Origin of the sequence: Cytobacillus sp. S13-E01 (genome assembly GCF_029193815.1) — a bacterium.
Classification (GTDB): Bacteria; Bacillota; Bacilli; order Bacillales; family Bacillaceae_L; genus Bacillus_BV.
In genome coordinates this window covers 1-20,731 of sequence record NZ_JARFVC010000038.1, presented here as the reverse complement: position 1 = coordinate 20,731, position 20,731 = coordinate 1, and the positions used below count along the sequence as shown (strand labels likewise).

21 protein-coding genes, 1 tRNA gene, 1 rRNA gene and 2 pseudogenes are annotated in these 20,731 nt (G+C 34.9%); 16 read left to right on the top strand and 9 right to left on the bottom strand.

Features of this window, described 5'->3' with window-relative positions; translation table 11 throughout:
* Positions 1-203: 203 nt before the first annotated feature.
* A complete protein-coding gene (locus PY093_RS18010; protein WP_275647196.1) occupies positions 204-1,280 on the top strand; it encodes a Gfo/Idh/MocA family protein in 1,077 nt (358 codons plus the stop codon).
* Between the two features lie 105 nt (positions 1,281-1,385).
* Here PY093_RS18010 and PY093_RS18005 read toward each other — a convergent pair whose 3' ends face one another.
* The 7 genes and pseudogenes from PY093_RS18005 to PY093_RS17975 form a co-directional block, all read right to left on the bottom strand.
* Positions 1,386-2,456 carry a branched-chain amino acid aminotransferase gene (locus tag PY093_RS18005; protein ID WP_275647195.1) on the bottom strand — a complete coding sequence of 357 codons (1,071 nt, stop codon included), beginning with the start codon at positions 2,454-2,456 and terminating at the stop codon, positions 1,386-1,388.
* Between the two features lie 617 nt (positions 2,457-3,073).
* Positions 3,074-4,015: an aminoglycoside phosphotransferase family protein gene (locus PY093_RS18000; protein WP_275647194.1), complete on the bottom strand. Its 942-nt coding sequence runs from the start codon at positions 4,013-4,015 to the stop codon at positions 3,074-3,076.
* Between the two features lie 112 nt (positions 4,016-4,127).
* Positions 4,128-4,751 carry an FMN-binding negative transcriptional regulator gene (locus tag PY093_RS17995; RefSeq protein ID WP_275647193.1) on the bottom strand — a complete coding sequence of 208 codons (624 nt, stop codon included), beginning with the start codon at positions 4,749-4,751 and terminating at the stop codon, positions 4,128-4,130.
* Between the two features lie 22 nt (positions 4,752-4,773).
* A pseudogene (gene paiA, locus PY093_RS17990) lies at positions 4,774-5,291 on the bottom strand (spermidine/spermine N(1)-acetyltransferase).
* 135 nt (positions 5,292-5,426) lie between these two features.
* Positions 5,427-6,182: a hypothetical protein gene (locus tag PY093_RS17985; RefSeq protein WP_275647192.1), complete on the bottom strand. Its 756-nt coding sequence runs from the start codon at positions 6,180-6,182 to the stop codon at positions 5,427-5,429.
* 136 nt (positions 6,183-6,318) lie between these two features.
* Entirely contained in the window at positions 6,319-6,888 is a 570-nt protein-coding gene (locus PY093_RS17980) for a hypothetical protein (protein ID WP_275647191.1), read from the bottom strand.
* Positions 6,889-7,381: 493 nt separating this feature from the next.
* A complete protein-coding gene (locus PY093_RS17975) occupies positions 7,382-7,915 on the bottom strand; it encodes a YceI family protein (RefSeq protein WP_275647190.1) in 534 nt (177 codons plus the stop codon).
* Positions 7,916-8,700: 785 nt separating this feature from the next.
* Between PY093_RS17975 and PY093_RS17970 the strand changes: the two genes are divergently transcribed.
* From PY093_RS17970 to PY093_RS17960, 3 genes are all read left to right on the top strand, one after another.
* Positions 8,701-9,444 (top strand): YveK family protein, encoded by a 744-nt coding sequence (locus PY093_RS17970; protein ID WP_275647189.1) that lies wholly within the window; start codon positions 8,701-8,703, stop codon positions 9,442-9,444.
* On the top strand, positions 9,434-10,096 hold the full coding sequence (locus tag PY093_RS17965) for a CpsD/CapB family tyrosine-protein kinase (protein WP_275647188.1): 663 nt from the start codon (positions 9,434-9,436) through the stop codon (positions 10,094-10,096). The genes PY093_RS17970 and PY093_RS17965 overlap by 11 nt, the downstream gene beginning before the upstream one ends.
* Positions 10,097-10,195: 99 nt before the next feature.
* Positions 10,196-11,503, top strand: coding sequence for an HlyD family secretion protein (locus tag PY093_RS17960; protein ID WP_275647187.1), 1,308 nt, complete (start codon positions 10,196-10,198; stop codon positions 11,501-11,503).
* A gap of 140 nt (positions 11,504-11,643) precedes the next feature.
* On the opposite strand, the gene PY093_RS17955 is transcribed toward PY093_RS17960, so the two are convergent.
* Positions 11,644-11,716, bottom strand: a tRNA-Ala gene (locus PY093_RS17955).
* A gap of 293 nt (positions 11,717-12,009) precedes the next feature.
* Between PY093_RS17955 and PY093_RS17950 the strand changes: the two genes are divergently transcribed.
* Positions 12,010-12,867, top strand: a complete 858-nt coding sequence (locus PY093_RS17950) for an MBL fold metallo-hydrolase (protein ID WP_275647186.1) — start codon at positions 12,010-12,012, stop codon at positions 12,865-12,867.
* A 130-nt stretch (positions 12,868-12,997) separates the two neighbouring features.
* Here PY093_RS17950 and PY093_RS17945 read toward each other — a convergent pair whose 3' ends face one another.
* Complete coding sequence (locus PY093_RS17945; protein ID WP_275647185.1) at positions 12,998-13,147, bottom strand: hypothetical protein; 150 nt, start codon at positions 13,145-13,147, stop codon at positions 12,998-13,000.
* Positions 13,148-13,629: 482 nt separating this feature from the next.
* Between PY093_RS17945 and PY093_RS17940 the strand changes: the two genes are divergently transcribed.
* The 11 genes and pseudogenes from PY093_RS17940 to PY093_RS17895 form a co-directional block, all read left to right on the top strand.
* Positions 13,630-14,541: a DMT family transporter gene (locus PY093_RS17940; protein WP_275647184.1), complete on the top strand. Its 912-nt coding sequence runs from the start codon at positions 13,630-13,632 to the stop codon at positions 14,539-14,541.
* 126 nt (positions 14,542-14,667) lie between these two features.
* Positions 14,668-15,003 carry a DUF2680 domain-containing protein gene (locus PY093_RS17935; RefSeq protein ID WP_275647183.1) on the top strand — a complete coding sequence of 112 codons (336 nt, stop codon included), beginning with the start codon at positions 14,668-14,670 and terminating at the stop codon, positions 15,001-15,003.
* 428 nt (positions 15,004-15,431) lie between these two features.
* Positions 15,432-15,596 carry a hypothetical protein gene (locus tag PY093_RS17930; RefSeq protein WP_275647182.1) on the top strand — a complete coding sequence of 55 codons (165 nt, stop codon included), beginning with the start codon at positions 15,432-15,434 and terminating at the stop codon, positions 15,594-15,596.
* A gap of 67 nt (positions 15,597-15,663) precedes the next feature.
* Positions 15,664-15,906, top strand: coding sequence for a hypothetical protein (locus tag PY093_RS17925; RefSeq protein ID WP_275647181.1), 243 nt, complete (start codon positions 15,664-15,666; stop codon positions 15,904-15,906).
* Between the two features lie 730 nt (positions 15,907-16,636).
* A pseudogene (locus PY093_RS21475) lies at positions 16,637-17,165 on the top strand (IS4 family transposase); the annotation flags it as partial.
* Between the two features lie 151 nt (positions 17,166-17,316).
* Positions 17,317-17,580, top strand: a complete 264-nt coding sequence (locus tag PY093_RS17920) for a hypothetical protein (protein ID WP_275647180.1) — start codon at positions 17,317-17,319, stop codon at positions 17,578-17,580.
* Positions 17,581-17,600: 20 nt separating this feature from the next.
* Positions 17,601-17,747: a hypothetical protein gene (locus PY093_RS17915; RefSeq protein ID WP_275647179.1), complete on the top strand. Its 147-nt coding sequence runs from the start codon at positions 17,601-17,603 to the stop codon at positions 17,745-17,747.
* Positions 17,748-17,764: 17 nt separating this feature from the next.
* Positions 17,765-17,887: a hypothetical protein gene (locus PY093_RS17910; RefSeq protein ID WP_275647178.1), complete on the top strand. Its 123-nt coding sequence runs from the start codon at positions 17,765-17,767 to the stop codon at positions 17,885-17,887.
* A gap of 61 nt (positions 17,888-17,948) precedes the next feature.
* Positions 17,949-18,491, top strand: a complete 543-nt coding sequence (locus PY093_RS17905) for an RNA polymerase sigma factor (RefSeq protein ID WP_275647177.1) — start codon at positions 17,949-17,951, stop codon at positions 18,489-18,491.
* Between the two features lie 859 nt (positions 18,492-19,350).
* Positions 19,351-19,992 (top strand): hypothetical protein, encoded by a 642-nt coding sequence (locus PY093_RS17900; RefSeq protein WP_275647176.1) that lies wholly within the window; start codon positions 19,351-19,353, stop codon positions 19,990-19,992.
* 342 nt (positions 19,993-20,334) lie between these two features.
* A 16S ribosomal RNA gene (locus tag PY093_RS17895) occupies positions 20,335-20,731 on the top strand; the annotation flags it as partial.

Genomic DNA, 20,731 nt, shown 5'->3' with positions numbered 1-20,731 from the left:
TCAAGAAAACACATCAAAAGTCAGATGTTTTTGTTAAGATAAACCATTAATGTTTTATGAAGATAGTAACTTTAGTACTTGTATTAAGTAGACGTTTAAATAGAATAACGTTGATAATGATGTTAGAACAGCGATGGTAAAAATTCGCAATTCATCGACTAATAAATTAATATAAACATATTGAGAAAAAGGAGTGAATACCAATGAATACATTTAGGGTTGGGATTATCGGCACTGGATTTGGCGCCAAGGTTCATGCGCCAATTATGAAATTTCACGATGGCTTTGAGGTTGTTGCCATTTCAAGTGTTTCAAGAGGAAATGTAGACGAAGTAAGAAAGGTAAGTCTAATTGAGAATGTGTACACTGACTGGAAGCAAATGCTTGAACAGGAGAAACTAGATTTGGTTGTTGTCGCATCTGCTGTTCATTTACATAAAGAGATGGTTGATGCTGTTTATAAAAAAGGTGTCCACATCTTGTGTGAAAAACCAATGGCATTACATAAAGATGAAACAGAACAAATGATTTCTTTAAAAAACGAAGTGGGAAAATTAGGTTTTATCAATCATGAATTCCGTTTCTTACCTGCACGTACTAAGATAAAAGAGATCGTAGACAGTGGAAGCCTAGGTGAAATTATGCATATTCGCTATGAATGTTCCTTTGCTAATTATACTGCCCTCCTATCAAAATCTCGAGGTTGGCTTGGTCAAGCAGAAACAGGTGGCGGTATGCTAGGAGCAATAGGATCGCACATGATCGATACACTCCAATGGTGGGGCAATAGTACTTTTAAAGAAGTGTTTGCAAACCTACCTATTCATGTTCCTACCTATACTAATGAAGATGGCATCGTGGAACATCGTACTGCTGATGATGCATTCCAGGTAATCGGTTCATTAACTAACGGAGCAACTGTAACATTGGAACTTCTTTCATCTGCTCGTCAAACTGCCAACACTTGGCGTCTGGAGATATTTGGTCAGGGAGGCACACTGTTCATGCTTGATGACAACCAAGTCTTACTCTCTACAGGTGATTCTAAGCTTGAAGAAGTCGCACTTACACAAGAAATTATAGCGCCTCAGAAAACGCCAGCAATTGCAGCCCGTTATTACAATGGATATAACCGGATGCTGGATGCACTTCATGAAACTCTTGATAAAGGTGTCAAACATCCATATCTTGCTGATTTTGAAAATGGACATACAACACAAAAAGTGTTAGATGCGATTAGATTATCAGCGAAAGAAGGCAGAAAAGTCGAAGTTCAATAAAAAAACGTGGAAAAAAAGTCTGAGCCTCTAACTATAGGCTCAGACTTTTTTTGTGTGGTAAATTTGGATTTATACTATTTAAAGCACTAGATGAAAGGCACCACGTTATAATCTTACAGTCCATCCAAACGGATCTGGTTCGGTTCCATATTGAATGCCAGTCAATGAATCGTAGATTTTTTTTGATAACTTGCCTGTTTCGCCGTTATTAATTACTAATTTTTCATTTTGCCAAAAGAATTCTCCAATTGGTGAAATTACTGCTGCTGTGCCTGTCCCAAATGCTTCCTCTAATAAACCGTCATGATAGGCTTGTTGAATTTCATCGATTGAAATTCTTCGTTCTACAACAGGTATATTCCAATATCTTAATAGCTCAATAATTGATTTTCTAGTGATACCCTCAAGTATACTCCCATTTATTTCAGGTGTAATAACTTCACCGTTTATTTTAAAGAAGATATTCATACTTCCAACCTCTTCAATGTATTGCTTTTCTTTTCCGTCCAACCATAAAACCTGAGAATAACCATTTTTACTGGCGTTCTCGGATGCTTTTAAACTACCAGCATAGTTTCCACCTGTTTTCGCATTACCCGTTCCACCTGCTACAGCTCGAACAAAGTCACTTTCTACAGCAATCTTAACAGGATTAATACCTTCCTTATAATAAGCACCGACTGGTGATAAAATTATCATAAATTGATAGTTTCTAGATGGAGCTACACCAAGATATGGTTCTGTCGCAATAATAAATGGTCGAACATATAGTGAAGTTCCCTCCGCTGTCGGAATCCAGTCCCTGTCGATATTAATCAATTGTTTTAAGGCACTGACGGCTAACTCTTCATCAATATGTGGAATACATAATCGATCATTTGACTTATTTAGCCTGCTCATATTTTGATCAGGTCTAAATAACAGTATCTGCTCATCTTTTGTATGGTACGCTTTTAACCCCTCAAAAACAGTTTGACCATAATGAAAAACCGTGGCTGCAGGGTCTAAGGTAATTGGTTGATAGGGTACTATGCGAGGATCATGCCAACCTTTCCCTTCTGTATAATCCCAAATAAACATATGATCGGTAAAGGTTCTTCCAAACTCTAGTCGATCAAATGGAGGTATCGTTTTTTTTGCTGTGCTAAGGGTAATTTTAATCTCAAATTCTCTCATCATCGTTGCTCCTGTCTCTGAATTAAGTATGTATCGCGCTAACTTCAGTAAAAATAGTTGATAGATTAACAGTATCTTGTTTTATATTATACCTTTTTCATTATAAGTTGTGTAAATATTTAGATAAAAATATTCGAATTACTAATAACAAAATGGTCTAAGTTTTTGTATCAACGTATATTTAAACTTTGAATTAAATTCATTTGGAGTAAGTCGATATTTTGATTAACCATTTTGTAAATATATATTTATGTCTATCCATATCATTGATATAGTTTAAATGATTTATTGCTTTTTCAATAGATGTACGTCTATCTGAGGTATTTCGCTTTGCACAGTAGACCAATTAACACTAGCTTTTTCTAGGTTTTGCTTTTTCACCGTGTGTTAGTGGCTGGCAATTTGGTATGAAACCAAAAACTCTCTCCTTTGTAAAGAGTTCTACTAACTTACCTTCAATATGCACCTGTTAAAATCCTTTCTTATTATACAATTCTATCCTTTAAGTAAATACGAATAGGCACTTATCCTTCTTGGATCAATGCCGTTTGTTTTTGAAGTAGCGGTAGTGACACCTATATTTAAAAAGGGATTTATTCGATAATTTAATTATTTTGCTAAAAATTAAACAACTGATTTGATAGCTCTTCAAAGCTTTCAATAGTAACTGCTTTAGGATTCCTAGAAATGTAATAATTTATATTACTAAATCTATGAAGAATAGTATAAATCATGAGTTTTTTTCGAAGAGAATCATTTAACTCTGCTTCTATATAGCCATAGCTTTTTAAGAATGAATAGGTAAGTTCTATATGTCCATTAAACATAAAAAGGATTGGACCCAGTAAATCATATTCATTATCACCCAAAAAACTATCGGCAAAATCTATAACCCCTGTTAACTTCCACTTATTATTCTCTTTATTAAAAAGTAAATTAAATGGGGTGTACTCACCAGTTAGCAACCTAAGCTTGGGATAATAATTTATATAAGATTCGTCAACATATTCTAGTAAAGTATCATAAAGTATTTGTGGTAAGTTGGATTTTTTTTGATTTTCTGTCATTTTTAGATATTGGTTTTTAATGAATAATTGCCAATCAACATCAATTGTTTCAAAGAGGCTACTTGGAATGGAATGAAACTCACGTATGACATTACCCAAATCTATACTAAGTTCTTTCTTTTCTTCCATTGTAAGTTTATCCCATAAATCGATTAACAGCGTTCCTTTTAGTTCATTCATGACAAGGTAATCCCACCCTTCATATGAACCAACTGAAAGTATCTTTGGGGTTTCTACTAGTGTAATATGGTTTTCTATATTTTTTAAAACTTCAATTTCACGTTCAAATTCATTTTTAAAATAACTAGGATAAAGTTTAACTACTAGTTCGCTATTATAACTATATACAATATTAGAACCGTGTGAAAATCGTGATAAACACCCTTCAGGTAAATTTTCTTGATTAATAATTCCCAACATTTTTCCGTCCCAAAAATCTCTATCCTCAACAAATGATTTATATTGTTCATAAGTTAAATCCGACAATAGCATAGGTATTTTTCTCCTAATTCTAATTAATTCTCACAATCTGAAGAGATGCTGCTACTACGACAATTTGTTCCGGTCTTTAATTTTTGTATGCTTCCTTTAAATAAAGGTGGACTTATTCTTGATTTTTTACTCTCTTCTCCATCTGTTCAGCAATTTGTTTCGAGTTTAGGTTTCCTTCATATTTTAATTTATCAATGATGTTGTTATAATCGGTTTCAGTTCGGTTCTGACTTAATTTAAATGCAGCCTGAATTTCTCCAACTTTAATCTTAAATCCAACTATACCTTTAAGCTCTTTTTCTAATAGGTAAGGAGAAAGTTTATCCCATAAAACAGGATTTTCACGATTTTGTTCATACTTTTTTAGCATTATTGTTAATTCTTCTATTAGTTCATCTCTTTCTAATATAGTTGCTTTTCCATACATGTGGACAGCCTGATAATTCCATGTTGGAACATTTTCGTGCGAATACCAAGAAGATGAAATGTAAGAGTTCGGTCCTTGAAACATAACAAGTACATCTTCACAGGTTTCAAATGTTTTCCACTGAGGATTTCCATAAGCCATATGCCCAGTAATATAGTAGTCATCGCCTTTTTGATTTAATCCCAAAGGTAAATGAGTGGCAATTGGTTTCCCTTGTTCTGTTGTGACAATAGTGCCAAAAGAGTTTTTTTGAACAAACTCCCGAACTTCATCAAAATTTGTTACCTTGAAATATTTTGGGATATACATAATAACCCACCTTTCACTAAAGTTATATAAGTGTTTTGGTCATGATAAAGTCAATTTGTTCTTCATCACCCATAAAAAAGGAGTGGGTTTCAGTTTGAACAAACCCCATTTTTTGATAAAAAGCAATTGAATTTTCATTTTTTTCCCAAACACCTAGCCAAATTTTCTTGTTATTACATTCCATTGCAATTTCCATAGCTTTATTTAGAAGACATTTACCAAGACCATGTTTTTGAAATTTTTTCTTTATATAAATCCTCTCGAATTCAAGTGATTCATCCCCCATTTTTCAGTCTGAGCATCATTGGTATTGACCTTTAAATATCCAGAAACTTCATTATTAAAATAAACAAAATAGAATTGTGAAGAATTATTGAATAATTCTTTTTCTAGTTGTTTTAAGTTAAATGCCCTATCCAAATAGGCATTCATATTTTCAGGAGAATTCTGATGCTTGAATGTATCATTAAATGTTTCCTGACTCACTCCACGGGGCAAGCCCACGTGGGTTCTCACATGTAGATTCTCGCAAGCGTACATGGAGTCGAACTCCCATCTGCGTTACGCACTAACTACAGGGGTGAAAACCAACAGACAAGCGATCCACCGACCACATTGGCGTCTGTTTTCTCTTCATGTGAAGACAGAGGCGAAGTCAAACCCCTGTTTTTAAAATTAAGATACGACTTTGTTTATTTTAATTCCACTATTTAAAACAACTACACGGTTTTTTCTTATTTGTTCAATACAGTGTTGATGTTTATCGTAAAAAGAATTAAATTCTTGTAGACATTTATTTCTATTTGGTTTTTCTAAGGTATCTTCAGAACAATAAAGCAGAAACGCTGAGTAAAGATCTCTTTGGATTTTTAAGCCATTCGGTAATTCATGCCACCTTTTAGATAGCTGTTTTTTATTTGTATCGTTTATAATATGGTCATATTGAGACGCCTTATATTTCCACGTATTTACCTCATGCACACTACCCTCTGTAATTAAAAAACGATATTTTGCTTGTTTAATGAAGTAACCAGGGCTTCTTTTTCCTATGCTTTTTCCAAATCTTTTTCTCTTGTTAAACTTGCCAGTCTTTTCATTCCTTGTGACTGATTTTGCTTTCTTTTGCAATCCTTTTATATTCATCGTTTCAATGAAAAGCTCATCTCCTAATGAACGAAGCGTATTTACTTCTTCATTGTGAGCATATTTTCTACTCAATGCAGTTCTTCTCTGTAGTTCTTTTAATTTCTTTTGCCTTTTGTCGTATCGTTTAGATTTTACCCATTTTTTTTTGCCCTTCTTTATTGTCCCATCTTTATTATAATTTTTCGGATTGGACGCTCTCCTTGAACGACTTAAATATCTATTCTCTAATCCAACTTTTCTTTCTATATTAAACACCTTATGAGACCGTTCTGCTAGATTTTTCAATTTCACTTCGTGCAAACTGACAATTGCGATGGATTGCGTGCCAATATACCTTCTTAAAGGAACCCGAAATCGCGCCAAAAAATAAAAGAGCTTTTAGCGTGCTAAAAGCTCTTTTACTATTAAAAAATAGTACAAGTTACTTACCCTTTACACGTTTATAGATTAGAAATACTATACCTAAGATGGCTATAATAATCAGAGCAATTGTACCATAATAGGTGTTGTTATTTTGTTCTTTGGTAGACTCTTTAAAAAAGTCTAAATCCTTACTTGGCTCTTTACCTTCACCTAGTGCTTTTAAGTCTTCTTGTGCTATATCAAGACTTTTTGTACGCTCACAAAGTCCTGTCATCAACTTATCTTCTTCACTATAAGCATATACAACATAATCTTCATTCAAGTTAAAATTAAACCCACAGCTTGCAGAATCTCTTGTTGTATAAACAATTGCCTGAGGTTGATTTATTCCTTTCCATGAAGATTTTACCTCGAATATAACTTTTAACAAATCGCCTGAAGATTGATTAAACGTAGTTGTATCCTCAATTTTGATAACTTTACCAGAAAATATAGCTGTTTTTCTTTCTAATTCAACTTCTACTGGTGGAGGCTGAAGGCAAGAACATGCAAAAGTTGTTGATGGCTTATACAGAAAGGATCCACTAAACAAAATCATAAAGGCAAGTGCTATTATTAGTTTCTTCATTCCACTCACTCCTTTCTAGTTTAGACGACAGTGAACGGAAAAAGTTACCGAAGAATATAAAAAAAGAACTGGAAAATAATCTCCAATTCCTTTTAAACTATAAATTTCAGCTTATTTTGATGTCTAGCTCCGAGCGCCATCGGACTTGAGGTCATAAGCCTGTCTAGCTCCAGCGCCTAGAAACGAGGGGAAACTTCAACTCCTCCTACAGAAGCAAAGAACGATTCTTTTAGCGGAGTCTTCGAAGCACACGATGTGCAAGTGTCGACAATGCCACAGGACGTGGCGTTCTTGTCGACCAGTTTTCTCGTTTCTGACCAAAGCGCTTACGCATTTCGGGCAATCCGTCCGGGGAGGTCAAAGAACAATCTTCCAGTTGCGGATCGGCTTATTCTTGAATTGCACACGATGTGCTGATGTCGAAGCTGGCCACAGGATGTGGCGGGTTTTAATCGACATCAATCGGAAGCGGGTCCTGCACTTTTCTTATATATTATTCAGCTTTAGATGCTTGAATTTGTAGACTTACTTTTACTTTGTCTCCTACAAGTACTCCACCAGTTTCTAAAGCAGCATTCCAAGTTAAGCCATAATCACTACGCTTAAGAGTTCCTACTGCACTGAATCCAACCTTTTCATTACCCCATGGATCCTTGCCTTGCCCTTCAAAAGTCGCTACAAATGTTTCGCTCTTCGTAACACCATTAAGTGTAAGGTTGCCTGTTACTGAATACTCATCATCATCTTTCTTTTCAATGCTTGTAGATGTAAATGTCATTGTTGGTTTTGTCTCTACATCAAAGAAGTCTGCAGAACGAAGATGGTTATCACGGTCAGTATTACGAGTATCAATACTTGAAAGATCTACATTGAAAATAATATCAGCTGTCGTTAAATCAGTAGGATCTGCTTCAATTGAAGCATCAAAAGCATTAAAAGCCCCTTTAACGTTTGAAATCATCATATGTTTTATTGAAAAATCTACACTACTGTGTGCTGTATCTACTGCCCATTTTGTTTTTGTCATGTTAATTCCTCCAATTGTATTAGTTTTAATTCATTTATCTCAAATTAAAGATATATCAATTCAAGATTAATTATATAATCTAAAGGATCTTTTTGTCAATAACAAAAGTCAGTTATTTTGAGATTTTTTAGAAAAGCTAAATTGCAATACTAAATGCATAATTTTTTAGAAAAAGAAGGATACATAAATAATTATATCGTATAGAAGTGATCGCGTTGTGAACATAAGTGATATGCGATGTTATTATAGGTACCATTTAAGACGAAACATAGATGACAGAAAAAAAGCTCTCCCCGTATGGAGTGAGCCTCAGGGTCTAGATGTTATTTTTATCCCAGACTGAGAACAGACCACTTTGTACACATGAAGAACAATTTGAGGGAATCGCATTGAAAAAGTCACTCCCAGCAAAGGCATGATAGCCTCTCCCTTTACAATCGGGGCATTTATTCTTGTTTTTCATTCTTGACAATCTTCTATCTTTAAAGAATCCCACATGAACTCACCTCGAATATTGTTTCCTATATAGTTTGAAACTACATGCTAAAATATTCGTCTTATATTTTAAACAAAACAGAAAATTGTGTTAATGCTATTTAATTATGTATTGACACGTTCTTTATATAGAACTAAAATAGTAAGAGAGTTAATTGTTCCGTTTGGAAAAGTAGTAGCATAAAAGGCTAATCCTAATTAGAGGAGTTTTTTATAGAGGTGTTCTTTATATAGAATGGCTGATTTTTGGTTTTAAACACAAATTAGGCTATTAGATAGGTGGTTATTTAATGAGTAATAATGTAAACCAGGTTAATTTTAAAGAAGAGGGTAAGGTAAAGGAGATTAATATTAAAGAATATATTGATGTATTAAAAAAGCGGATTTGGATTATTATCCTCATTACATTGCTTGCAACGGCTGCAGGTGTTTTTCAGAAAACTTACTTTAAGCAACCACCTCTTTATCAAGCTTCAACTAAAATAATATTAGATGGTGATCCACAGTCAATGAGTACTCTTATGGTAATGATTAAAGACCCATTATTATTGGATAAAGTGCGAGAAGACTTAGGATTAACAAAATCTTCTGATGCTTTAGCACGACAGATAAGTGCTGGTAATATCGATGAATCTCAAATAGTTCGAATTAATGTGATTGATTCTAATCCAAAGATGGCAGTTGATATCGCAAATACTACAGCACAGGTATTCAAAAACCAAATAGGGAGTGTTCTAAATATATTTATTAATGTTAGAATCCTTTCTGAGGCCCAGGAACAAGAAATTGTTACAATAGATCAAAATAATAATAATATTGTCGTTATTGCATTTGCAGCAGGGGTTGTACTTGGAATCGGTTTTGTCTTTTTACTAGATTCATTGGATAATACGATTCGATCAGAACGAGAAATCGAGGAGTATTTGGGTGTACCTGTTCTAGGGAAAATAGCTAAAATGAGCAAGAAGAACACAACAGTAAAAAGAAAAAGATTTCGCAACATAGAGTTAAGAGGTGACAGCTTTGGCCTTTAAAATAATGAATCCATTTACTACCAAAGATAAAAGAAACTTGGTTACTCATTCAAGCCCTAACTCAAACGTCTCTGAACAGTTCAAGACGATTCGTGCTAATATTCAAATTTTAATAGGGGACAACAGGAATCAGACGCTTCTATTTACATCTACAAAAATGCGTGAGGGAAACACAACCACTGTAGCAAACCTTGCAGTAGCAATTGCCCAACAAAAAGAAAAGGTATTGTTAATAGATGCAAATTTAAGACAACCGAGGGTGCACTCTATCTTTAATGTCCCAAATACAATCGGTCTTAGCAATGTGCTAACTGATAATACTTCCGTAGAGGATGCCATATTACAATCAGATATTAGTGGGTTAAATATTTTAACGAGTGGACCAAAGGAAGACAACCCATCTGAGATACTAGGTCTAAGGAAAATGAAAGACTTATTAAATCTAGTTAGAAACTCATATGACATCGTGTTAATTGATTCACCTTCAGTTCTCGAGGCAGCTGAAACTAGAGTTTTAGCGAATCGATGTGATGGAGTGTTATTAGTAGTTAATCAAGGTAAAACTGTCCTTGATAAAGCTCTTGAAGCTAGAAAAGTACTTCATTTTTCAAATGCAAAATTAATGGGAGTCATTTTAAATGATGGAAAGTAAGTTTTTAAACTAAAATGTTCTTTATAAAGAATAATACGTTCTATATTAGTTAATACTGTATTTATAAAAAAGATAGTAAACATAAGGAGAGAGGCTATAGTGTTTGTTAAAAAGTTAAAATACCTGCCAACAACATCATTTATTTTAAGTGTAATATTGTTGGCTAGCTGTGGAATTGGGGAAGTGAGTCAAAATAACATTCAAAAGAAAATTTTTACTGAGGTAAAGGTATCTGCTGCACAGGAAAATCAAGAAATTACACTAAAGGGTGTAACTGAACCTTTTGAGGAAGTAGTGGTATCTCCTTCTGTTACAGGTGGTATTAAAGAATTATTTGTTGAGTTAGGTTCTTATGTAGAAAAGGGTCAAGAATTGGCAGTTTTGGATGATAGTGACTTAAATTATCAAATCGAACAAGCAAAGACTTTACTTAACTTGAAAAAGGCAGAAGCCGAAGTCAATGCCATGGGACAAGAGATTTCACTAAATGAAACGATGGTCATGATAACAGCGAACCTGTCACCAAATATAGAACAGGGTAAAATTGCAGTAAATGAGGCAGAAGTGGAGCTTGGAAATCTAAAAAAGGCTTTTAAAAAAAGGGAAAGTGAATTAAAGGAAGATTCAATTAAACAAAAAGAGTTGGAGCAATTAAATGTACAAATAGCAGAGGCTAAGTTGAGACTAGAGAGGGCAAAGCAAGCATTAGAAACGGAAAAAGCACAAGATTCTAAGCAGGAAGAGGTAGAGCAAGCGACTGCAAAACTATTTGAGCTTGAAAATCTCAAAAAAGCTTGGGAAAAAAAAGAAAATGAATTAAAGCAAGGTTTAATTGAAACACAAGAATTAGAACAATTAAAAGTACAAATAGCAAAAGCTGAGCAAAGACTAGGAAGGGCAAAGCAAATGTTAGAAGAGGAAAAAGCACAAGATTCCAAGAGGAAAGAGGTTGCTAGAGCTACTACAAATCTACAAAAAAAATCGAATTCAATTGCAGATGAAAGAACCTCGTTTGAAATCAAAAAATCAGAATCAGAGATTCAATTAATGCAACGACAATTAGAAAACTTAATCATAAATGCACCTATAAACGGCTACATCACAGAACTTAACGCGATTGCTGGGGGTTCCGTTACACCAAATGATCTTATGTTTGCAATTAAGAATATTGACGAATTATATATTGATACAGATGTTCCAGAAGCATTTATTAACAAAATTAAAAAGGACCAAACTGTAACAGTTAACTTTCCTACATTAGGGAAAACAGTTCAAGGTAAAATAACTTATATTTCTATCATTGGAAATGCAAGCACACAGACATTCCCAATTAAGGTATTAATTGAAAATAAAGATCATGTAATTAAAGGTGGAATGGTGGCTCAGGTAAAAATAATGAGTCAATAACTAGGAAAAGCGCAGGACGCCCGTCTATCGGCATATGACCTCAGGTCCCAGGGCGCATGGGCTAAATACTAAAACTAGGTACAAACTTTTAACTTTCTTATCTTTAAAAAACCCCTTGCTACGCAAGGGGTTTGGATAAGTGGAGCATAACGGGATCGAACCGATGACCTCTACACTGCCAGCGTAGCGCTCTCCCAGCTGAGCTAATGCCCCATGATATAAATGTTTATCCCGCATTAACGGGTAGTATGACCCGCACTTCAAACCTTAGAGTAATCAAAGAAGTTTAAGTGGGGGATGAAAGAAAATCCTCACTGAGGGTAGTGTCCTTTATATTAATAATGCATTTTAGAATATTATATCGATCATACGCATTATTTGCAACACAAAAATAATGGACTATTTGAAAAATATTTATGTTTAAACGATTTAAACATAATACATAAATAACTGTGACACACTAGAGCTAGTTTAGTACAAATATTGTGAAATGAGGTATTAGTGGTATGGAAAATGATATGAATTATGGTAGTGATTATAAGTATATCCCCGCAACATCTGTTGGAAGTGGTATAGGAACGGTAGTGGCTCGGGATTTATTTTGCCAAACAATCCAAATTGTAAATGTTTCTTTGGTTGGCAATCCAGAGACTGGGGATTTTGTGTTGGTTGATGCGGGTATGCCAGGGTCTGCTGATGAGATAATAGATGTTACTGAAGAACGTTTTGGGTCACACAGTCGTCCAAGAGCGATTATTTTAACCCATGGCCATTTTGATCATGTTGGTGCCATTATTGAATTGGTGAAGCATTGGGAAGTCCCGGTTTATGCACATGAATTAGAAATCCCGTTTTTAAAAGGGCAGCAAAGTTATCCAGAGCCTGACCCAACTGTTGAAGGTGGAATGGTTTCGAAAATGTCTCCAATGTTCCCAAATGAACCAATTAATTTGGGCAGTCACATTCATACACTTCCTTCTGATGGAACAGTGCCCGGAATGCCTGGATGGAGCTGGATTCATACACCTGGACATTCCCCTGGTCATGTATCTCTTTACAGAGATGAAGATCGTTCATTGATTGTAGGAGATGCTTTTGTAACAGTTAAACAAGAATATCTCTATAAAGTCTTTACTCAAGAACAGGAAATTAGTGGCCCCCCTAGGTATTTAACAACAGACTGGAAAGCTGCTTTTAAATCTGTGGAAAAATTAGAAGCATTAAAACCTGCAGTAGCCGTTACCGGCCATGGAATACCAATGAAAGGGGAAATGTTATCAAGTAGCTTACAAAAGTTAGTAAGTAAATTTGAAAGCATCGCTATCCCTGACTACGGTAAGTATGTAGATAAAAACATACATTAAAGTCCTCAAAACTAATTTGTCCATACTATCATACTGCAATTGTCACAAGAACAGTACAGTACCTAAAGGTTAGAGCTAGAGTCTAAAAAAGCGGGAAGAGGGATTATACCACTTCCCGTTTTTGTGTCCTTTATGGAGGTTTTTTTAAAACTGCATTACCTAATCGCGCAAATTTATTTACTTGATTTTGCAGCTTGAATTGCTGAATTTTTCCTGATTCTGTCGTTGGGTAATCATCTGGAAATTTAAACCCAATCATTACATCTTTTAGTTTTGTCATATACGCCTCTTAGTACATGTTTATTTCTTATTAAAGATGAATCCGCCTTCAAAATTTTTTTTACGAGTATGGAACTACAACCTACTGCTTCCAAAGCCATTTTTATATTTTTACGGCTTCAATATCAATAAAGAATAAAAAATTCCCCATAAAATGTATTTTCGCATTATAATTTAGGAATAGGATTAAAGAGTTTGTTCAAAAGGGAGGACAAAAAGAGCCGGGAAGTTCGCGGAACGAAAGACACGGGGGACCTAACTTGCACAGGATGTTTCGGACTTCTGCGTTGTGCGCATTACGTGCACGTATTTAACAGAAGTTCATTTCTTAGGTCAGTACCAAAGTGTCAGAGTGACGAACTCCGACTAAAGACCGCCACATCCTGTGCGAACGTCGGAAATGCACTTCCTGTTCTGAGTAAATGACAGCTGTTTTTCACGAACCTTTTGAACATCCTCTTAAAGTGGAAAAAGGGGATTATGATGAACGAGCCTAGAATGAATCCATATATTGTTCTCGCAGTTGGGGTAATAGCTGTTTCTACATCAGCGATTCTTGTAAAACTAGCAAGTTCACCTGCGCCAGTTATTGCTTTTTATCGGTTGTTTTTTTCAGTAGTACTAATGCTACCAATCTTCTTCCTAAAGTATAGGCACGAACTCAAAATTATATCAAAAAGAGATTGGGTTCTATCGACTGTAGCGGGAGTATTTTTAGCCTTTCATTTTATTTTATGGTTTGAATCACTTAACTACACATCTGTTGCTAGTTCAACTGTTCTAGTAACCTTGCAGCCTCTATTTGCATTTATCGGTACCTATCTCTTTTTTCAAGAAAGAGCAAGCTATAAAGCGATCTTAAGTGGAGCACTTGGAGTAGGTGGAAGTGTCATTATTAGCTGGGGTGATTTCCAAATAAGCGGGATGGCTTTGTTCGGAGATTTTTTAGCTTTAGTAGCATGTGCCATGGTAACCGCCTATTTATTATTCGGTCAAACTGTTAGAAAAAGACTTTCTCTGATCACTTATACATTCGTAGTGTATGGAATTAGTACAGTTACTTTGTTTGCATATGTAGTATTGTTACAGTATCCAATACTCCCAAATAATAATGGTGATTGGATTTATTTCTTGCTACTGGCTATTGTTCCCACCCTATTTGGCCACACATTATTTAATTGGTCACTCAAATGGGTAAGCACATCGATTATTTCAATTAGTATTCTTTTTGAACCTGTTGGGGCATCCATATTAGCTTATTTTATACTTGATGAAACAATACTATGGACACAGGTTATTGGTGGATTCGTTATTATTTTAGGTATATCTTTATTTGCGGTCAGTGGAAGGAAAAAGAAAGGTAGCAAAGAATTGCCAACTGTTCACGCTAGTTAGTCTTAATAGATCTAATAAAAAATAGTAAACTTACTCATTAAAAAAATAGTAAAAAATTTATGAATAAATTATCCATCACTGTCAAAAACTACATTCGGAGCTAAAACTTTGAATGGAGTGATGAAAATGAAAAAGATAATTCTATGCTTATCAATTACATGTATTGCGTGGTTGATGGGTGGACAACAAGTCAATGTAAGTGCCGAAACGCAAGGCAATAAGGATGCGAGTGTACAACTAACGGAGGCACAAAAAAAAGAATTAGAAGATCTATATAATGACCTGTTCGTAAAGAAAAAGGAGATAATAAATAAATATGCTGAATATGGTGTGATAACACCTGAGAAGGCAGAGAAAAAGTTGGCTCGTTTAGAGAAATTCAAGGCCGAATTACAAGAAAATGGATATGTCGCTCACTGGCATCACCACGAAAAAATGTGTGAAGACCATGATAAAGATTAGTTAATGTAAAGTGCAGCAAAAACATAATGTTTTGCTGCACTTTTTAATTGTTTAGGAATTTATAAAATTGTAGGGTTGTGTATAACTTCGTGTCTTTGTCTATCTACGTCTAGCTCCAGCGTCCAACGACTAGTGGACTTCCCTCACCTCCTTACGACGAAGCACAGGATGTGCAAGTAAGGCGTAGCGCACAGGACCTGCGCGCTTCTAGCGTTATAAGTCAACATCGAATCGCTATCGCTCTCCCCTTGTTTCCTTTATCTCATGCGGCTCCGTCCAGTCCATACGTCGCTAAACGTGGCGCCCTGCGCTTTTGTTTTTAGGGGGATAGGTCTCCATTTCTAGTTTAGCAAAAATATAATTTGTCTCATCATAAACTTAACATGATTTTTCTGTATATGCATAACGATTACTAAGGGGGTGATATATTGGAAACGTTTGGAAGAGGCTGTCTTTACTGTATCCTTGGAGTAGTTGTACTGTTGTTTTTTGCATTTGTTACTCAAAGTACAATTCAATTGCCATGGATTATTTTTATCCCATTAGTTTTACTAGCATTTTGGGCTGCAAGTAAAAAGAATAAAAATCATTGAAATGACAATCTATAAAATAGCACTAAAATATAGTAAGTTAATTTTAAACACGAAGGAAGTTGTAATCATGACAAAGCTAGGTCTGATTGCCCGAGGAAAAGCAGTGAAAATATTTAGTTATAAAGAACAACGAATACTGAAATTATTTAGAAAAAAAGTATCTGATGCAACGGTAGAATTTGAGGTTTCATTGACTTCATATGTTCAAGATATGATAAATGAAGTGGAAAATACTATTGATATAACAGAGGTAAATGGCAGAAAGGGGATCGTCTTTGAAAAGGTAGCAGGATCTCACCATGCTACATAAGCTATCAAAGTCCCCGTGGACATACAGTGGACAAGCCTTGACGTTAGAGAAATTACAAGCAACGGCGTATCGGAAAAAACCTTTAATTTTCTACCAAATAGTTTACGCTATTTTCCTCTTGCATCACCTATTAAACCCCCATACTAAAACCTTTGAATAGGAGTAAAGCCAAAAATCGATCACGAAAATGTTGCTACCTTTCATATATTTTTAATGAAATTGCATAAATAAAAATAAAGAGCGAACCCTCAAGAACCAAGAGATGAGGGAATCAGCATGGTTTAATAAATAAGCGGAGAAATTTCTCTTAATTACGAAATAGCACTTAAAATAGCTTAAATAGACGGAAGGATTCCGACTATTTACACAAAAAATGTCAAAATGGAACATTTTGCATTGCTTAAGCGGAAAACCTCCGCTTATATATCCCGAACCAAGCCTTATTACGCAGTTTAACCGGAAAATCTCCTCTTATTTTAACTATATCACTGGTTACTAAATTTAGGAGATGACTTCTGATGTATATGGAAATGTGTAAGAATTGACATCCCAATTGACATTTAATTTTGAGTGTCCAATAAGCATTGTCCTTTATTTTGTCATTAATGGTTTTATTTTACTATAAGAGGTATTATAAATCCCTATATAAAAGGAAAATGGCATACGTCGATTCGTATGCCATTTCTAATGTCAATTTACCGTTGTGTACCTCAAAACGGAACCCTTTAGTAAAAGAAACACCCGTTATTTTGAGGTTATTGTGGACTATATAAGGTGTGGGAGAAGTGAAGTTATACTTCTGCCGATTTCCATATCAAAAAGATTGGAAACTGCATCTATCCACAGCCACTTCATTTTCTTTTCTAGCGATGCTGGAAATATATTCGGTACGTTGGACGAACGAAGTCTTCTTTCGAGAGGTCAAACAATATCTGAAGTTTGGAAAGTGTCAATCCCAGGATTTTAACCAAATTAGCCATGTGACCACCACCTCTATCCTCTGTGTGTTTCTTGCCTATTTTCGCAGGGTCAATGATTATGAGACACTTGGAGGCCTATTTGAACATGTCAAAGACGAGATGATCGAAAAAAATTTTAGCCGAAAGGTTATGGGATATGTTCGAGGAGCTTCTGCAAGTAGTGATCACGGCAGGTAGCAGACTCTGGAACGGTCGACATCAAAGAGTTCAAAAACTCCCCAGAATGTCAATTTCTAAAGGGAGCTATTTGAAGACTCATTTTTAGGTAAACAATTATTTCAAAAGCTGCATAGGCAATTAAAATGGAATAATAGACAAGCCTTATATAACAAGGGTTTAGGCAGGATTATGAGTTAGAAAATCCTGTTTATTAAGGGTGCGAAACTCAAGTTATACGTATATAGAGAGTCTATTCTAATATGAATTTGAAATGCAAATTTTTTTCTTACTCATCATTCCTGTTTTACTTGCAATCTTTTTATTTCGCTTTTTACAAGTAAAACCATTAGCTGACCTCATACATAGCATGCCTATAAATAGAGAGTGTGTATTTAACCATTATCTTTGTCTTGGTGTCTTCTTTTTACTTATCCCTGTTCTAATTACGGGATTAGTGTTAATTGCTGGGCGAATAACGATGGACCTTGATCAATTGTTTCCAATAAAGTCTGTTTTTTATTGGGCTGCAGTATAGGGGAAGTCGATAATGCAAGAATGACAGCAGATGATTTAGCTTATGTGGTGGTTATGAAGCAAGAATTTTCTAATAACGACCCACGTTTTCCCATTCCTCAAGACGAATTATATAAAAAGTTTAAAACAGAAAGAGAACTCTTAAAAGAACTGCTAAAAATCAACTAGAAGCTAGGATTAGAAGTATGAGTTGGAAATTAGAAGGGGAATATATGATTGCGTTTTATTATAATAATCAAGACTTCCTTGACATTCGAAGCTTTGATGAAAATCATATTCTCACCTTCATAGTAGATTACTTTGAATGATGTCCACTGAGCTTCTACTTTAGAATACTATCGCCTTAGGAGACTAGTTGGAGGGATAGACATGAATAATCCAAGTTTCAATGAAACTGATTTTAATACGATGTATAGACTGTTTTATGAGAAAGTTTTTAAAGCGGCTTACTCTATCACTAAGGATACATTCCTAGCCGAAGATATTGTACAAGAAACCTTTATTAAAGCCTATAAGAAGCTAGATACGATAGTAGATGCAGGGAAAATTGGAGCGTGGTTATCTACAATAGCTTCCAGAACAGCGATAGATTTAATGAGAAAAGAAAAAAGGACAAAATTGGTGCCAATTGAAGATACGATACTGGATCTTCTTGATTGTAAAAATGGAAATATAACTGTAGAAAGTGAAATTGAAATAACGATGTTTAGCGAAGAGGTCCAAGCGGAAATCAAGCACCTAAAGCCAGAGCAAAGGGAGGTTTTACTATTAAAGTACACGAGAGGATTGCGTGATGAAGAGATAGCTAATCAACTTCATATAAAAAAAGCAACAGTTAAAACAAGATTATACAGAGCTAGACAACAATTAAAATCATTACTTTTGAAAAAGAACATTAAACTAACAGCATAAATAGGGCTACCAATATATTATATAGAAGAAAGAGCATTTGATCTGTAATAAGGTCAGGTGCTTTTTGTGCATAAGACGAATGTAGATTAAATACATTTCCGTCTAATAGATATAAGTGAAACGAGATTGGAATGATTAATAAAGTATTTATAGATTATTAATAAAACAGTTATAGGTAGGTGAGCACAAATGTAGAGTACTACTACAAACCTTGTCGAATGACAATAATCCACGTTTACTATGAATAAAAAGTTATTAGAATGGCAAAAAGACCAACACTACTTTATAGCAACTGGTCTACTTCGCTATCTACTGTTTGTTTCTATTGAAAATAGAGAGTGTTTGCAGTAAATGCAAAAACCAATCCCATTACAATACTAAATATAAAAGTACCCCCCCGGACTTTTCCTTCCTCATTACTCATTCGTATTCCTTCCATGTATGAATATGTAAATAAAAATATGCACATAACCAATGATAAAAACATAGCGAAAGCCTTTAAAAACTCCATACTATCTTCCTCTCTCATAGTCTAGTTATAAGAATATATGTGTAGAATCTAGTAATTATGTAACTTATTCTACTATTTGATATTTGTATATCTAGTAAAAGTTATAATAGATTTTTTTGTAGTTATCCACACAAAACCGACAGTTTCTTATACTAAAGAATTAGATATTTTGCCTTATAATGTGGTTAGCAACCTTACACTGTTGATGGTTATGTGCGAATTTTTGAATAAAACCTATTATTTATTATAAAAGTTTAATTATTTTGGACGGTTTGTTAGTAACCTAAGATTGGTATGAACACCTCGTTGGTAACATAAAATGTTTGTACAAAAGTTTGGGGTGATTGAATGTATATTAATAAGCTATTCAAATTAAAAAATAGTGATGCAAGAGTCCAGCTTCAACATCAATACGGTGGAATAATAAAACAATTAAACTTAGAAGAATTTTGGGCATCTATAAGTGAAGGGGAGAGGGCGATAATTAGAAATAGCTGCAAGCGCTCATTTGGACAATCGGATTTCGATTTAATGGATGTTGATACACAAGAAAGTATATTACGGACGAGAAGAAATACAAGTTCTTTCCTAATAGGGTGTGCAGCATGGGCAATTGAAATTGCAAAATACGATTTTGCTGAAAAGCTGCTTCTTACATCTATTGAGTATGCACCAGATATTTTGACGCTTCACTCTTCTTACAACTGGTTAATAAAAATACATGACCATCTAAGGCTTACCAATAAGTCCTCTTTAGATGACTGTATTACATATTGTGTACATGATATTGATATACTTCCACTTCTTATAGAAGAACTTCGAAAGTGCAAGAGGAATATTCCACAGATTAGATCAATAGCTGTACTTCTATCTATATATAAAGAGCTCGGTTTGCAGGATGAAATAAATAAGCTTAATGAAGTGGTGCGTTTTTATCCATTAATGCCAGATACTATCTATCCACTGTACCCCAGAACTCCACTGCCTTAGCTGTGGGAGTTGTCAGTAATATAAAGAAGTAATGAAGAACTTTAAAAAGATAAGATTAAAATGAATTAATTGTAACTTGATTAGTTCTTTTGGATTTTTTTACTTTAGGGGTTGAAATCATTTTTACACTATGTTATATTATTATACGTCGCCGATGAGAGAAACTGATCGAGCGAAATAAGTGAAAAACTTTTTTTGAAAAGTTATTGACACTTAAATGAGTAAATGTTATATTAATAAAGTCGCTTCAGAGCGAAGATGATTAAAAAGTTCTTTGAAAACTGAACACAACACAAGCGTCAATGTTTGTTTTAAAAAATGTTTTACATGAGCAAGTGAACTCTATTGGAGAGTTTGATCCTGGCTCAGGACAAACGCTGGCGGCGTGCCTAATACATGCAAGTCGAGCGGTTCTTAGAAAGCTTGCTTTCTAAGAATAGCGGCGGACGGGTGAGTAACACGTGGGCAACCTACCTATAAGACTGGGATAACTTCGGGAAACCGGAGCTAATACCGGATAATATAAGAGATTACATGATTTCTTATTGAAAGATGGCTTAGGCTATCACTTATAGATGGGCCCGCGGCGCATTAGCTAGTTGGTGAGGTAACGGCTCACCAAGGCGACGATGCGTAGCCGACCTGAGAGGGTGATCGGCCACACTGGGACTGAGACACGGCCCAGACTCCTACGGGAGGCAGCAGTAGGGAATCTTCCGCAATGGACGAAAGTCTGACG

What these genes read in the sequence shown, in the direction of transcription:
- PY093_RS17970 (WP_275647189.1), top strand. Translation starts at nt 8,701, where the DNA reads ATGAGTAATAATGTAAACCAGGTTAATTTTAAAGAAGAGGGTAAGGTA.
- PY093_RS17905 (WP_275647177.1), top strand. Translation starts at nt 17,949, where the DNA reads ATGAATAATCCAAGTTTCAATGAAACTGATTTTAATACGATGTATAGA.
- PY093_RS17910 (WP_275647178.1), top strand. Translation starts at nt 17,765, where the DNA reads ATGAGTTGGAAATTAGAAGGGGAATATATGATTGCGTTTTATTATAAT.
- PY093_RS18010 (WP_275647196.1), top strand. Translation starts at nt 204, where the DNA reads ATGAATACATTTAGGGTTGGGATTATCGGCACTGGATTTGGCGCCAAG.
- PY093_RS17935 (WP_275647183.1), top strand. Translation starts at nt 14,668, where the DNA reads ATGAAAAAGATAATTCTATGCTTATCAATTACATGTATTGCGTGGTTG.
- PY093_RS18000 (WP_275647194.1), bottom strand. Translation starts at nt 4,015, where the DNA reads ATGCTATTGTCGGATTTAACTTATGAACAATATAAATCATTTGTTGAG.
- PY093_RS18005 (WP_275647195.1), bottom strand. Translation starts at nt 2,456, where the DNA reads ATGAGAGAATTTGAGATTAAAATTACCCTTAGCACAGCAAAAAAAACG.
- PY093_RS17925 (WP_275647181.1), top strand. Translation starts at nt 15,664, where the DNA reads ATGACAAAGCTAGGTCTGATTGCCCGAGGAAAAGCAGTGAAAATATTT.
- PY093_RS17900 (WP_275647176.1), top strand. Translation starts at nt 19,351, where the DNA reads ATGTATATTAATAAGCTATTCAAATTAAAAAATAGTGATGCAAGAGTC.
- PY093_RS17995 (WP_275647193.1), bottom strand. Translation starts at nt 4,751, where the DNA reads ATGTATATCCCAAAATATTTCAAGGTAACAAATTTTGATGAAGTTCGG.
- PY093_RS17940 (WP_275647184.1), top strand. Translation starts at nt 13,630, where the DNA reads ATGAACGAGCCTAGAATGAATCCATATATTGTTCTCGCAGTTGGGGTA.
- PY093_RS17945 (WP_275647185.1), bottom strand. Translation starts at nt 13,147, where the DNA reads ATGACAAAACTAAAAGATGTAATGATTGGGTTTAAATTTCCAGATGAT.
- PY093_RS17975 (WP_275647190.1), bottom strand. Translation starts at nt 7,915, where the DNA reads ATGACAAAAACAAAATGGGCAGTAGATACAGCACACAGTAGTGTAGAT.
- PY093_RS17980 (WP_275647191.1), bottom strand. Translation starts at nt 6,888, where the DNA reads ATGAAGAAACTAATAATAGCACTTGCCTTTATGATTTTGTTTAGTGGA.
- PY093_RS17920 (WP_275647180.1), top strand. Translation starts at nt 17,317, where the DNA reads ATGCAAATTTTTTTCTTACTCATCATTCCTGTTTTACTTGCAATCTTT.
- PY093_RS17950 (WP_275647186.1), top strand. Translation starts at nt 12,010, where the DNA reads ATGGAAAATGATATGAATTATGGTAGTGATTATAAGTATATCCCCGCA.
- PY093_RS17915 (WP_275647179.1), top strand. Translation starts at nt 17,601, where the DNA reads ATGACAGCAGATGATTTAGCTTATGTGGTGGTTATGAAGCAAGAATTT.